At 70.8% G+C, this 12,307-nt stretch carries 16 protein-coding genes; 8 read left to right on the forward strand and 8 right to left on the reverse strand.

Going from position 1 to position 12,307, the window contains the following annotated elements; genetic code table 11:
- Nucleotides 1–12: 12 nt before the first annotated feature.
- The 8 genes from JL100_RS02380 to JL100_RS02415 all read right to left on the reverse strand — a co-directional run bounded on the left by JL100_RS02380 (nt 13) and on the right by JL100_RS02415 (nt 6,932).
- On the reverse strand, nt 13–1,569 hold the full coding sequence (locus tag JL100_RS02380; RefSeq protein ID WP_202683758.1) for a methyl-accepting chemotaxis protein: 1,557 nt from the start codon (nt 1,567–1,569) through the stop codon (nt 13–15).
- A 33-nt stretch (nt 1,570–1,602) separates the two neighbouring features.
- Entirely contained in the window at nt 1,603–1,869 is a 267-nt protein-coding gene (locus JL100_RS02385) for a hypothetical protein (protein WP_202683757.1), read from the reverse strand.
- 77 nt (nt 1,870–1,946) lie between these two features.
- Entirely contained in the window at nt 1,947–2,402 is a 456-nt protein-coding gene (locus JL100_RS02390; RefSeq protein ID WP_202683756.1) for a rhodanese-like domain-containing protein, read from the reverse strand.
- 202 nt (nt 2,403–2,604) lie between these two features.
- Nucleotides 2,605–3,888 carry a serine hydrolase domain-containing protein gene (locus JL100_RS02395; RefSeq protein WP_202683755.1) on the reverse strand — a complete coding sequence of 428 codons (1,284 nt, stop codon included), beginning with the start codon at nt 3,886–3,888 and terminating at the stop codon, nt 2,605–2,607.
- A 114-nt stretch (nt 3,889–4,002) separates the two neighbouring features.
- Nucleotides 4,003–5,064: a spore photoproduct lyase family protein gene (locus JL100_RS02400; protein WP_202683754.1), complete on the reverse strand. Its 1,062-nt coding sequence runs from the start codon at nt 5,062–5,064 to the stop codon at nt 4,003–4,005.
- Nucleotides 5,061–6,128 (reverse strand): apurinic/apyrimidinic endonuclease family protein, encoded by a 1,068-nt coding sequence (locus tag JL100_RS02405; protein ID WP_228421034.1) that lies wholly within the window; start codon nt 6,126–6,128, stop codon nt 5,061–5,063. The genes JL100_RS02400 and JL100_RS02405 overlap by 4 nt, the downstream gene beginning before the upstream one ends.
- Nucleotides 6,129–6,252: 124 nt before the next feature.
- On the reverse strand, nt 6,253–6,483 hold the full coding sequence (locus tag JL100_RS02410) for a hypothetical protein (RefSeq protein WP_202683752.1): 231 nt from the start codon (nt 6,481–6,483) through the stop codon (nt 6,253–6,255).
- Between the two features lie 197 nt (nt 6,484–6,680).
- Complete coding sequence (locus JL100_RS02415; RefSeq protein WP_202683751.1) at nt 6,681–6,932, reverse strand: hypothetical protein; 252 nt, start codon at nt 6,930–6,932, stop codon at nt 6,681–6,683.
- 252 nt (nt 6,933–7,184) lie between these two features.
- Between JL100_RS02415 and JL100_RS02420 the strand changes: the two genes are divergently transcribed.
- The 8 genes from JL100_RS02420 (at nt 7,185) to JL100_RS02455 (ending at nt 12,224) form a co-directional block, all read left to right on the forward strand.
- On the forward strand, nt 7,185–7,370 hold the full coding sequence (locus JL100_RS02420; RefSeq protein WP_202683750.1) for a hypothetical protein: 186 nt from the start codon (nt 7,185–7,187) through the stop codon (nt 7,368–7,370).
- Nucleotides 7,371–7,409: 39 nt separating this feature from the next.
- Nucleotides 7,410–8,120, forward strand: a complete 711-nt coding sequence (locus JL100_RS02425) for an alpha/beta hydrolase (protein ID WP_202683749.1) — start codon at nt 7,410–7,412, stop codon at nt 8,118–8,120.
- Entirely contained in the window at nt 8,117–9,001 is an 885-nt protein-coding gene (locus JL100_RS02430) for an alpha/beta hydrolase (RefSeq protein ID WP_202683748.1), read from the forward strand. The genes JL100_RS02425 and JL100_RS02430 overlap by 4 nt, the downstream gene beginning before the upstream one ends.
- A 79-nt stretch (nt 9,002–9,080) precedes the next feature.
- Nucleotides 9,081–9,272 carry a hypothetical protein gene (locus tag JL100_RS02435; protein ID WP_202683747.1) on the forward strand — a complete coding sequence of 64 codons (192 nt, stop codon included), beginning with the start codon at nt 9,081–9,083 and terminating at the stop codon, nt 9,270–9,272.
- Between the two features lie 2 nt (nt 9,273–9,274).
- Nucleotides 9,275–9,487 carry a hypothetical protein gene (locus JL100_RS02440; protein ID WP_202683746.1) on the forward strand — a complete coding sequence of 71 codons (213 nt, stop codon included), beginning with the start codon at nt 9,275–9,277 and terminating at the stop codon, nt 9,485–9,487.
- Between the two features lie 51 nt (nt 9,488–9,538).
- On the forward strand, nt 9,539–10,480 hold the full coding sequence (locus JL100_RS02445) for an endonuclease/exonuclease/phosphatase family protein (protein WP_202683745.1): 942 nt from the start codon (nt 9,539–9,541) through the stop codon (nt 10,478–10,480).
- On the forward strand, nt 10,477–11,562 hold the full coding sequence (locus tag JL100_RS02450) for a malate/lactate/ureidoglycolate dehydrogenase (protein WP_202683744.1): 1,086 nt from the start codon (nt 10,477–10,479) through the stop codon (nt 11,560–11,562). Before JL100_RS02445 ends, JL100_RS02450 begins: the two co-directional genes overlap by 4 nt.
- A gap of 29 nt (nt 11,563–11,591) precedes the next feature.
- On the forward strand, nt 11,592–12,224 hold the full coding sequence (locus JL100_RS02455; protein WP_202683743.1) for a DUF1349 domain-containing protein: 633 nt from the start codon (nt 11,592–11,594) through the stop codon (nt 12,222–12,224).
- The last annotated feature ends 83 nt before the right edge of the window (nt 12,225–12,307 follow it).

A 12,307-nucleotide genomic window follows, 5' to 3' on the forward strand; every position in this document is an offset into this window, starting at 1 on the left:
GTACCGGCGCCCTCAGGCCGACCGGACCTCGCCGATGAAGTGGTCGACCTGCCCGCGCAGGGTTTCGGACTGGCGGGACAGGTCCAGGGCGGCGTCGAGCAGCTGGCCGGCCGTGCGGCCGGTTTCCCGCGCGGCCTTCGTCACGCCGGAAATACCCGCGCAGACCTCGTGGGTCCCGGATGATGCCTGGTCGACGTTGCGGGCGATCTCGGCGGTGGCGGCGCTCTGCTGGCCGACGGCGCCGGCGACCGTCAGGGTGATCTCGCTGACCTGCGCGATGGTGGCGGTGATGCTCCGGATCGCCTCGACCGCCTGGCCCGTCGTCGCCTGGATATGGGCGATCTGCGCGGCGATCTCCTCCGTCGCCTTGCCGGTCTGGGTGGCGAGGTTCTTGACCTCCGAGGCGACGATGGCGAACCCCTTGCCGGCGTCGCCGGCCCGGGCGGCCTCGATCGTCGCGTTCAGCGCCAGCAGGTTGGTCCGGCCGGCGATGTCCTGGATCATCCTGACGATGTCGCCGATCCGGTCGGCCGCCGCCGCGAGCCCCTGGACGGTGCCGTCCGTGCGCGCCGCCTCGTCGGCCGCCCGGCGGGCGATCTCCCGGGCGCTGCCGGTCTGGCGGTCGATCTCGGCGATCGACGAGGTCAGCTCCTCGGTGGAGGCGGCGACCGCCGCGACGTTGGCCGAGGCCTGGCCGGAGACCAGGGCGACGGTGTCGGTCTGGCGGCATGCTTCCTCCGCGGTGGCCGCCAGGCTCCGGGCATTGGCGTGGACCTGCGTCGCCGACGACGAGACGCTCTCCGCGACCTGCCGGATCGTCGCCTCGAAACCGTCGGCAAGCTCGTTGAGCAGGCGCCGCCGCTCGGCCTGGGCATCCATCTCGGCCTGGCGGTGCCGCGCTTCCTCCTCCGCGTGCCGGCGCGCCTCCGTCTCGCGGGCGGCGTCCAGTTCGGCGCCGATGCGCGCATTGGCCCGCTCGACGCGCACCAGGAACCGCCAGGCGGCGACCAGCACCGCGAGGGACAAGCCGCCGCCGACCGCGACGAAGGCCAGCGCCGAGGTCAGCACCGTGTCGTCCAGCGCCCGGCTCAGGTCGGTGGTGTCGGTGACGGCCTCGACCGCGGCGATGCGCTCGCCCCCCGGGGCGTGCAGCCACAGCGCGACGGGACGGGTCACCGAACCGCCGGGTATCCGGAACGCGTCGAGATTCAGCAGCGGCCGGCCCGATCCCAGCGCGTTCACCGCGATTCCCATGCCGAGCCTCAGGTCGAGCGACTCCAGGCGGGGCAGGGGATCGACATGGAGCAGGACATAGCCGGTCAGCCGCAGCCCGCCGGTCGGCACGACCACCGACATCAGCGGCCGGTCGCCGTCCAGCCAGACATGGGTGAGGGTCTGGAGGCGTTCCGGCCCCTGGCGCGCGCCCAGCCGGCCGAGCAGGTCCGCGGGCAGCGGGCGCGGCCTGTCCGTCCATTCCTCGGCCAGCGGCTTCAGGCCGGGATCGAGCACGCCGACGCCGAGCAGCGCCACCGTGCCGTCCGTCACGACCCCGCGCCGGGGAGCGGCCATGGCGATGGCCCTCAGCGCCGCCGCGTCGCGGGCCTAGACGGCGGCCCGCATCTCGGTCGCGATCTCCGCCGCCACCCCGGCGACCGTGGCGGCGTGGCCGCGCCACAGCATGTCCGTCACCGCCACGTCCATCACCTGCTGGCTCTGGCCGTCCATGAATTCGAAGGTCAGGCGCTCGTAGCTGCGGCTCATGTATCTGCCGATGCCGGCGCTGGCGATCAGGATGACAGCGACGGCGGCGCCGAGGATGGTCAGCAGCAGCCGGTTGCCGCTCTTCGGGGCGATTTTCTTCTCGGCCATCTCGGTCCTCCCGAACCGGCTTTCTCGCGGGGCGCCACGGGGCCGGCCGGGGCTCCCGGCGGCCGGCGCCGGCCTCGTCAGGGCTTGGCCAGGGGCAGCCCCTTGGCTTTCCATTCGCCCATGCCGGCATAGTAGTAGTGCACCGCCTTGTATCCCCAGCCGACCGCCAGCCGGGCGGCGTTGTAGGCACGGGCGCATTTCGGGCCGTTGCAGTAGAACAGGACCGGGGTCGCCGGGTCCGCGCCGTGCTTCGCCAGCACCTCGGGGCCAGTCAATTCGTCGTCGATCAGCCGGATCGCCCCTTCGATATGGCCATCGCGGAAATCCGCCTCCCGCCGGTTGTCGAACACCACCAGGGCAGGCGTGCTTTCGATCATCGCCAGGACCCCGTCGGCATCGACGGTCGTGGCCCCCTCGACCCGGGGCGGCGCATCGTCGGCAAGAGCTGGAAAGGAAACGGCGGCCAGGAACAAGGCCGCGAGGATCATCGTCATCGCCCGGGGGATGAATGGCGCGCGTCTTTTATAAGACATCTTACTATCCTTTTGACTCGGAAACTTCGCCAAAGGTTCCGGTGGCTTGTTTTTCTGTTTGTAACTCTTGCCGTGCGTGGACCGGTATTTCGAGTCAATTTTTACAGAGAGGGTGCGGCGGCATGCGGCAAATTAGCCATTCCTGGATATGCCGGCGCGTGCCGGGGCGGGCGCCTCGACGGACCCCCGCCCCGGCGACGGATCACTCGGCCATAGCCCCGTATGCCAGGTTCCTGAACAGGGGGCGCATCTGGCCGCGCCCCGACGGGGCCTGCGCCATCAGGATCGCCACCAGCTTCTCCCGCGGGTCGATCACGAAGGTCGTGCCGGTCACGCCGAACCACGTGGCGTCGCCCTTGCTGCCCAGGACGGGGGACACGCCGTCCTGGGCGCGGACCGCGAAGCCCAGGCCGAAGCCATAGCCCGGCCCGGTATAGGCCGCCGGCCCACCGGAAAGCCCGGCCAGATGATCCGACAGCATCAATTCGACGGACTTGCGGGACAGCACGCGCACGCCCCGGACGGTCCCGCCGTCCAGGATCATCTGCGCGAAGCGGAAATAGTCCGGCACGGTCGAGACCATGCCGCCGCCGCCGCTGAGATAGGCCTGCGGACGGTCGCCTTCGACGCGCATCCATCCCGACAGCCATGCCGCCAGCGGATCTTCGGCGGAGAAGCCGGCCAGCCGCGCCCGGTCGGCCGGCTTCACCGTGAAGCCGCTGTCCTTCATACCCAGCGGCCGGAAGATCGTCTCGTCCAGGACGGCGTCCAGGCGCTTGCCGGCGATGCGTTCCAGGACGATGCCCAGCACGTCGGTCGAAACGCCGTACTCGAAGGTGGTTCCCGGCTCGTGTGCGAGCGGGATCCCGGCCAGGCGGCGGATCATCTCGTCGGCGGGCAGGTCGGCCTCGATCTGCTCGATCCCCTGGTCGATATAGGCCTTGCGGATCGGGTCGGTTGCCGGGCCGGTGAAGCTGTAGGTGAACCCCGAGGTGTGCCGCATCAGGTCCTGGATCGAGATCGGCCGCGCCGGCGGCGCGGTGCCGAGGACCGCGTTCCCCGCGGCGTCCGTGCTCCTGGTCTGGACCCGGAGGCCGACGAACTCCGGAACGTAGCGGGTCACCGGCTCCTGCAGGCCGAGCCGCCCCTGCTCGACCATGACCATGGCGGCGGCGGTCACCACCGGTTTCGTCATGGAGCCGATGCGGAAGATGGCGTCCTTCGGCATGGCGGTACCGGTGGCGGGGTCCAGCAGGCCCAGCGCCCTGTGGTGGACGGTCTCGCCGTCCCGGGCGATCAGGAACACCGCGCCGGGCATCAGGCCCTTCGCGACCGCTTCCTCCAGGGCGCGGTCGACCTGCTCCAGACGGGCGGCCGGAAAGCTCCGGGACATGTCCGGCGAAGCGCCGCCGCGGCCTTCCGCGAGGGCGGGGCCGGCGACGGCCGGAACGATCAGCAGGGCGGAAACCAGAAGTCTTCTCAGCATCCAACGCTCTCCGTCTTGGGACTGGGGCGGATATCGCGTTGGCTGGTATATATCTGAACGGTTGCGCTTTTATGCTTGAATGCCCGCAAAAAGAATATGTCCGCCGTCCCCGCTTCAGAAGATGTAGCGGATGCGGCAGTAGGGCATCTCGCGGGCCAGCATCTCGCGGAAGACGGCGATCATCTTGCCCTTGAGCGGCGCCCGGTAGCGGACGTTGACGGCGCCGTTCCCGGAGACCTTGCTCTCCTGCCAGCGCGGCGTCCAAAGCTTCTCCTCGGCCTTGGGATGCCAGCGCAGGTTGATCTCGTGCAGGCCCTCATTGTGGGTCAGGAAGATCACCTCGGCGGCGAGCTGCGCCTTGGCCCGGTCCGACAGCGCCGCGTCGACCTGCCGGAACAGCTCGGTATAGTCGGCGGTCCAGCCCTCGTAGGCGACCACCGGGCTGAAGTTCAGGTGGACCTCCCATCCCGCCCGGACGAAATCGTCGATCGCCGCGATGCGCTCCGGGATGGGGGAGGTGCGCACGTCCAGCGTGCGGGCCAGCTCGGCCGGCATCAGGCTGAAGCGGATGCGCATGCCGCCGCCGGGGTCGTAGGACAGCAGGTCCCGGTTGACGTACTTGGTCGCGAAGCTGCCCTTGGCGTTGGGCAGGCGGCGGAACAGCGCGGTCAGGTCGGCCAGGTTGTCGCAGATCAGCGCATCGACCGAGCAGTCCCCGTTCTCGCCCACGTCATAAACCCAGGCCTGTCCGTCCACCTGGTTCGGCTGCGTCTTGGGGCCGGTCCGGGCGGCGTGGCGCTCGATGGTCGCGCATATCCCCTCGATGTTGACGAAGGTCGTGATCGGGTTGGCGTAGCCCTTGCGGCGCGAGACGTAGCAGTAGGCGCAGGCCATGGCGCAGCCGTTGGAATGCGACGGCGCGATGAAGTCGCCGCTCCGCCCGTTGGGCCGCACCGACAGCGATTTCTTGACGCCCAGCACCAGCACGCCGCGCTTGGTGCGCACCCACTCCTCGACCTTGTCGCTGTCGCCGTGCAGGTCCGGGATGTTCCAGTGGGACGCCACCTCGACCCGTTCGGCATCGGGGAACCGGTCCAGGATCTGCCGGCCGCGCGGGTGCGTCGCGGCGGCCGGCTCCACCAGGATGCGGGCGACGTCGAGCGGCGGGACGGTCACGGCGCCGGGGTTTCCGCCGGGATCGCGCCCAGCCGAAGCGCGTCGCGCTCCAGGTCGTCCACGGCGAGGTTCTTGGCCTTGGCCTCCACCTCGAAGTCGGCCCAGGCCAGGTGCTCCGACACCAGCCGGTTGACCGCGTGGTTCCACATGCGCTGGGAATGGGCCCTCAGGTCCCGGGCCTTCAGCCCGCGGGCGCTCAGCACGGCATGATCGGGCAGTTCGTCGGCCGGCCAGCCGTCCAGCAGGTCCTCGCGCGAGACGCTGATATGGGCTATCGGGCGCACGCCACGCCAGGATGCGCGGATCGTCTCGATCCGGGGATCGTCGGCCCGGATATACTCGCCCTCCGATTTGACCCAGTGGTGATGCAGGTCCAGGATGATCGGCACGGCGTCGGCCAGCGGCAGCAGGTCGTCCAGCCCGTACGACATCTCGTCGTTCTCGACCGTCACCAGGTTCCGGGCGTCCTCCGACAGCAGGGCCAGGCCGCGGCGGAACCCCGCGATCCCCTCGGCGCGGCCGCCGCCATGGATGTTGACGTGGGCGCCCTGCGGGTGCCAGCCGCCGGTCAGGCCCATCATCCGCAGGATGTCGGCATGGTATTCCAGCTCGTCCACCGAGTTCTTCAGCGTCGCCGGGTTGGCGCTGTTCAGCACGCAGAACTGGTCGGGGTGCAGGCCGATGCGGATGCCGGCCTCGCGCGCCTTCCGGCCGGCATGCTCCAGGGCGGTCTCGACCAGCGAGCGGATCGCCGGCTCCCGGTAGAGCGGCAGCCCGATGGCGTGGGTATAGACCGGCAGCAGGCCGCTGTTGACGCGGAGCAGGCGGCGATAGGGTGGGTGGCGGGCCACCTCGGCCAGTTGCAGGTGCAGCGACTGCAGGTTCCGGCGCAGCACCTGCTCCAGCTTCTCGGCCGCCCGGGCTGCGTCCAGCCTGCTCAGCGTCGCCACGGTGACGGTGCCGGGATTCATGCGCTTGGCGGTCTCGGCGTCGCCGTCGGGCGGGATATACTGGCAGCACCAGCCGAAGCGGGGCAGGGGCGGGGTCGGCAGGGAATGGGTCAAGAACCGGTCTCCAGGGCAGCGCAGGAGCATACATATGTGACCCGCGCGGCGCCCGGCCACCGGCGGGACGCATTCTTCATCCGCCTCCCCCGGCCGCGGCGGCGCCGGGCAACGCCGGGTAGCGTCAGGGAGCCGCGCTCGTCTTCAGGAAACCGCTGTCCGGATCGCGGATCACGGCCCCTTCGTCGAGAGCGGTCTGCACCGATTCGTAATCGGCCACCAGCACGTCGCCCCAGTCGTCGGTCGTGACGTGCGGGTAAGCTTCGTCGCTTGGCCGGACCGGCATCCCCTCGGGGCCGACCAGTTGAGCGATCTTTTGCGCGGCCTCGTCCTTCCGGACGGATTCGTCTGCCATGATGATCTCCGGCTCTGTCGCGGTTCGAGCGGTATGCCTGAACGACGAGCCCAAACAGGCCGGAGATGAGTTGGTTGCGAGGGCGTATCGGCCATTCAACGTCCGCAGGCCTGCGACGGCCCCGCGAACCGGGAAACCTGCTGGGAAACCCGTTGGGAAATCCGTTGGATCCGTCCTTGCGGTGATGGCCTTCCGGCTCAGCCGGCGGCGGTCTCCCGGACCGACTGGCGCCAGTCCGCCACGAATCCGTCCAGGACGGCCCGCGCCGCCGTCCAGGCGCGGTAGGCTCCGTCGGCGGCGTCGAGGATCGCGGCCCTTTCGCCTTCCTCGAACCGGGCCGCGTGGAGCGCGCGTTCCTGCGCCTGCAGGAAGACGTTGCGGGCGCGCTGTTCCGCCGTGGCGGCCTTCTGCCATTCCCTCGGCCAGTCCCGGCCCATCTCCCGGCCCATCGCTTCCCCTCCCCTGCGGGGCCGCCCCGCCGGGCGGCCAGGATCAATCCAGGGGGCCACCATAGCGGCAAACGCCGCCGATGCAATCGGGGCCGCTCCGCCGGCGCCTCCTGGGGCCGTGTGCCGCGGCTTCGGGCCCGGCGCCCGGCACGATCCGGATCGCGGCGAAATTTCGCCGATGTCCCGCGGCCGGCGCGACATCGCGCGGACTGGCATGTTGATGGGAGCCCAGTTCCAATCGGGAGATCCCCCATGCCGGACCAAAGCATCGACCATCTGGGCAAGATCACGACGGAGCCCGCCCCGCAGGAGAAGGGACCGGACGCGGAGAAGACCAAGGCTGCGGAGAAGGCCGTCGCCCTGGGCCGGGTGACCGATCCGGAGGAGGCCGCCAGGGCGTCGGCGGCCGACCGCGACCGGGGGAATGCCTCGGGCTGAGGCGCCATCGGACATGAACCGCCGGGCAGGAGGGCGACCATGAGCCGTCGGAACATTCATCGGGACTCACCGGCCGGCCGGGGACGCCTGACGGCGCGTCCCGGGACGGTCGGCGACAGGCCGGAGACGCCGCCCAGCATCCAGACGCTGAGCGTCGGCACCGAGCGGTTCGGCCTGATCTCCGTCCCTCCCCGGTACCGGCCCGACCGGCCGGCGCCCCTCCTGGTGCTGCTCCACGGCGCCGGCGGAGAGGCCGGGCAGGCGATCGGCTGGCTCCAGCCGGTGGCCGACGAGGCCGGGCTGATCCTGCTGGCCCCGCAGTCGGAAGGCCCGACCTGGGACGTGATCCTGGGCGGCTACGGCCCCGACGTGAAACGGATCGACGACGCGCTGGCCGAGGTCTTCCGCCGGTTCGCGATCGATCCCGACCGGGTCGCGGTCGGCGGGTTCTCGGACGGCGCGTCCTACGCCCTGTCGCTCGGACTGATCAATGGCGGCCTGTTCCGGCGCGTCGCGGCCTTCTCGCCGGGGTTCGCCGCCCCGAGCGGCACGGACGATCATCCCGCGTTCTACATCTCCCACGGCACCGGGGACACCGTCCTGCCGATCGACGCCTGCAGCAGGCGGCTGGTGCCGAGGCTGCAAGCGGCCGGCTTCGACGTGCTCTACCGCGAGTTCGACGGCGGCCACACGGTGCCTCCCTACGTCGCGCGCGAAGCCGTCGGCTGGCTCCTGGACGACACGCCGTGAGGGACGATCCGGCGGGGATGCCGATCCGCGACCGGCGCGTTCCGGTCAACGGCGTCGAACTCCAGGTCGCGACCGCCGGTCCGGCAGACGGCCCGCCCGTGATCCTGCTGCACGGATTCCCGGAATCGCGCCTCGCCTGGCGCCGCCAGATCGCTCCCCTGGCCGAAGCCGGGCTGCGGCTCGTGATGCCGGACCAGCGCGGCTACGGCCGGTCCGGCAAGCCGGGCCGGGTCCGCGACTATGCCCTCGACACCCTGGCCGGCGACGTGGTCGGGCTCGCCGACGCGCTCGGGATCGGCCGGTTCGCGGTGGTCGGCCACGACTGGGGCGCCATACTCGCCTGGCATCTCGCCGGACGGTACCCCGACCGGGTCGAGCGGGCGGCGGTACTCAACGGGCCGCACCTGGCGACGGTGCGCGGCCATGTGCTGGCCCACCCGTCCCAGGGCCTGAGGAGCTGGTATGTCGGCTTCTTCCAGGTGCCCTGGCTGCCGGAAACGCTGCTCCGCGCCCGCGGGTTCGCCGGGATGCGCCGGCTGATGGAGAAGACCGCCCGGCCCGGCACCTTCGCGCCGGAGGACTGGGCGCGGTACCGCGACGCCTGGGAGCAGCCGGGTGCCGCGACCGCCATGCTGAACTGGTACCGCGCCCTGCGGCACCACGCCCCGTCGCCTCCGCCGGAGCCGATCGGCATCCCGGTGCGCGTGATCTGGGGCGACCGCGACGCCGCCCTGGACCCGCGGCTGGCCGAGGCAGGCGCGTCCCTGTGCAGCCGGTGCGAGGTGTTCCACATCCCCGAGGCGACCCATTGGGTCCAGCATGAGGAGCCGGAGCGCGTCAATCGGCTGCTGATCGATTTCCTGGTCCCGCCCTCGTCCTGACGACATCCTTTTGGGTCGGAACCGTCCGCGCCCGCGCCTGTTTTCGCAGCACCTTCCCACCAACGGAGCGGTGACCGACATGTCGAACCAACCACCTCCGGTACCTCCCGCCGGCCGTAGCGACAAGGGCCCGGGCGGATCCGCCCACGAAGGCAACTCCGTCGCCGACATCAAAGGCACGGGCGGGGCGCCTGCGAACCTTCGCGAGCAGGACCGCCAGGGCAATACCAAGCAGAACACCACCCATCAGGGCTACCAGCAGGATCGGTGATAATGTCGAGGAACACAGCGGACACCAACCGCCACCATGGCGGCCCGGGGTCGAGCCAGCAGAACGCCGACAAGCCGGCCGACGATCCGAAGAACCGGCCGGCCGGCTGGCAGCCCGAACCCGGCCAGTCCACCAACTCCAACCGCAGCCGCGTCGGCACGGGCGGGGGTGAGCGGGACCGGCACCATACCCACGACCCCGCGACCAAGTCCTGATCGGATCTTTCCGGGACCGGCCGATCCTGCCATGGTCGGGAGATGGAGGAATTGACACCACCCGACCCTGAAGCAGGCACCCCCGGAAACGAAGCCGGAAACGCCGGGCCGCTTCGCCGGCTGGTCGCCTGGAACATCCTGGAAGGGATGTTCCAGGCCCGGGCCGACGGGGCGGACCGTCGCGTGCCGGACGAAAGCCGGCGGCGCGCCGCCGTGGACCTGGTCGCCCGGCTGAAGCCCGATATCCTCGTGCTCAACGAGGCGTTGTACTGCGAGGAGGCGTTCGGCCAGCGGGAGGACTATGCCGCGCTGTTCGGCTTTCCCCATGCCGCCAGCCGCCTCTACGACGGTTCCTGGGGGAACGCGATCCTGAGCCGTCACCCGATCGCCGACACCGTCTCGACCATCATCCACCGCGCCGGCGCCAACCAGGACCGCGGCCTGCTGGCCGTCAGGCTGGCCTTCCCCGAGGGCGAGGCCTGGGTCGCCACGTACCATCCCCACCCGCAGCGCCGCCCGCGCAAGCGGCTGGAGGATTATGACGGGTTCCTGCCCCTGCTGCCCGGCCCCCTGCTGTTCGCCGGGGACATGAACGCCGTCAGCCCGGAGGACGCCCCCGACGCGGCGGCCCTGGCGCGGGGCTTCGAGCGGTTCCGGGCGCCCGACGTGGCCCGGCGGGAGGTCGAGCGATTCATTGAGGCCGGGCGGGTGCTGTTCCGCGACGTGGCTCCCCGCTTCGGCCTGCGCGACGCCATGCCACCGGCCGAACGCCGCCACACCATCCCGACACCCATGCTGAGCACCGACGTCTCCGGCGCGATGCGGATCGACTTCATCCTGGCCAACGGCGGCATCGCCGTCGACAAGGCCTGGGTCGTGCGCGAGCCGGAGGCCGACGTCGCCAGCGACCATTATCCGGTCGCCGCCGATTTCCGGCTGGCCATGCCGGGCGTCCCGGGTGTATCGGGCGCAGCTGAGGAGGAACGACGATGACCAGGAAGATGACCTACGTGACCATATCGGCGGAGCCGCTGAAGGCCGTCATGCGCGAGATCGTGACCGCCGCCGGGTCGAGCCGGCGCGAGGCCGAACTTGTGGCCGACCATCTGGTGGAGGCCAACCTGACCGGCCACGACTCCCACGGCGTGGGCATGCTGCCGCGCTATGTCGAGGTGTTCCTGGCCGGCGACCTCAAGGTCAACCAGCACGTGGCCCCGGTCACCGACGCCGGCGCGCTGCTGACCCTGGACGGCAAGGCCGGCTTCGGCCAGGTCATGGCCTTCGAGGCGATGGAGCAGGGGATCGAGCGCGCCGCCAGGCACGGCGTGGCCGTGGTCGGCCTTTCCAACAGCCACCATATCGGCCGCATCGGCCACTGGGCCGAGCAGTGCATCCGGGCCGGCTACGTGTCGATGCACTATGTCAACGTGATCAGCGAGCCGGTGGTGGCGCCATACGGCGGGCGCGACGCCCGTTTCGTCACCAACCCGTTCTGCGTCGGCATCCCGCTGCCGGGCCGCGAGCCGGTGCTGCTGGACTTCGCGACCAGCCGGATCGCCATGGGCAAGGTGCGCGTGGCCATGAACAAGGGCGAGCAGGTCAAGCCGGAGACCCTGCTGGACCACCGGGGCGAGCCGACCACCGACCCCAACGAGCTGTTCGCCGAGCCCCACGGCGCCATCCTGCCCTTCGGCGAGCACAAGGGTTTCGGCCTGGCCGTCGTGTGCGAACTGCTGGGCGGCGCGCTGACCGGCGGCGGCACGCTGCACTACAAGCCGTCGAGCCGCGCCATCATCAACAACATGCTGTCGATCATCATCGACCCGAACCGCCTGGGCACCGCGGCCAACCTGTCGTCCGAGACCGCGGAATTCGTCAAATGGGTCAAGGAATCCCCGGTCGCCCGGGGCGTCGACCGCATCAGGATCGCCGGCGAGCCGGAGCAGGACTCCCGCCGCCGCCGCGGCGCCGAGGGAATTCCCATCGACGCGACCACCTGGGGCGAGATCCTCGACGCCGCCGCCCAGCTCGGGCTGAATCGCCCGGACATCGAACGGCTGGCGGGACTTTCCTGATCGGCGGCGGAAGGAACGGGAAGACCCCCATGCTGATTGACGAAAGCTTCGCCGGCCCCGGCCTGATGCCGCCGCTGACCTGGACCGACGAGCCGGAGGACTGGCGGCTGACGCCGGACGGGCTGGTCGTCGCTCCGCCTGCGGACACGGATTTCTGGCAGGGCACCCATTACGGCTTCCGGGTCGACCGGGGGCCGCGCCTGCTCGCCCCGGTGAGCGGCGATTTCACCCTGGAGACGGAAGTCGCCTTCCGGCCGGTCCACCAGTACGACCAGGCGGGCCTGATGGTCCGGCTGTCACCCGGCTGCTGGCTCAAGACCTCGGTGGAGCACGAGCCGGACGGACCGTCCAGGCTGGGCGTCGTGGTCACCAACCAGGGCTGGTCCGACTGGTCGACGCAGGATTTCCAGGGCGACGGGATCGCCCTGCGGGTCACGCGGGCGTCGGGCGACTACACCGTCCACGCCCTGGTCGGCGGTGCCTGGACCCAGCTCCGCATCTGCCGCCTGACGGAGGACGACGGCGTAAGGCAAGTCGAAGCGGGGCTCTACGCCTGCTCGCCCCGCGGCGCCGGCTTCCGGGCGACCTTCCGGCGGCTGACCGTCGCCGGTGCCCCCGGCGGCACCGGCGGCGCGCTTCCTCCCGCGACGTGCTCGCTTTGAGCATGGTGGCGGGCTGCAGGACGAGAGCGCGTAGGCCGCTCGCTGTCCCGAATTGCGCAAAGCCGAACACGCGCTTCGTCGGT

This window comes from Skermanella mucosa (assembly GCF_016765655.2).
Classification (GTDB): Bacteria; Pseudomonadota; Alphaproteobacteria; order Azospirillales; family Azospirillaceae; genus Skermanella; species Skermanella mucosa.